Raw genomic sequence first — 696 nt, 5'->3', positions numbered from 1 at the left:
AGGTCCGGTATCTCCAGTTACACCAATAGCACCAGTAGGCCCGGTATCACCAGTTACACCAGTGGCACCAGTAGGTCCGGTATCTCCAGTTACACCAGTGGCACCGGTAGGTCCAGTATCTCCAGTTACACCAGTGGCTCCAGTATCACCGGTAGGCCCAGTATCTCCAGTAACTCCAGTGGCACCAGTAGGCCCAGTATCTCCAGTTACACCAGTGGCACCAGTAGGCCCGGTAGGTCCGGTATTACCAGTTGCACCAGTATCACCGGTTGGACCAGTAGGTCCGGTAGGTCCGGTATCTCCAGTAGCTCCAGTGGCTCCGGTATCACCAGTTACACCAGTGGCACCAGTAGGTCCGGTATCTCCAGTAACTCCGGTGGCACCAGTAGGCCCGGTATCACCAGTAGCACCAGTGGCTCCAGTATCACCTGTTGGACCAGTAGGTCCGGTATCTCCAGTAACTCCGGTGGCACCGGTTGGACCAGTAGCACCAGTAACTCCAGTGGCACCAGTAGGCCCGGTATCACCAGTTACACCAGTGGCACCGGTAGGTCCAGTATCACCAGTTACACCAGTGGCACCAGTAGGCCCGGTATCACCAGTTACACCAGTAGCACCGGTAGGCCCGGTATCTCCAGTTACTCCAGTATCTCCAGTTGATCCTGCTGCAGCCAGTAATGTGTAGTCTGGGGAAGT

At 56.3% G+C, this 696-nt stretch carries 1 protein-coding gene; it reads left to right on the top strand.

The genetic code is table 11. The features are described from left to right. On the top strand, nt 1-685 hold a 685-nt coding region (locus FXF70_RS19125; RefSeq protein WP_187424781.1), incomplete at its 5' end, for a hypothetical protein. Between the last annotated feature and the right edge of the window lie 11 nt (nt 686-696).

Source organism: Bacillus sp. Y3 (assembly GCF_008123875.1).
GTDB classification, from domain to species: Bacteria; Bacillota; Bacilli; order Bacillales; family Bacillaceae; genus Bacillus; species Bacillus altitudinis.
Note: the sequence above shows the minus strand (reverse complement) of the source record. Positions and strands in the feature narration are given on the sequence as shown.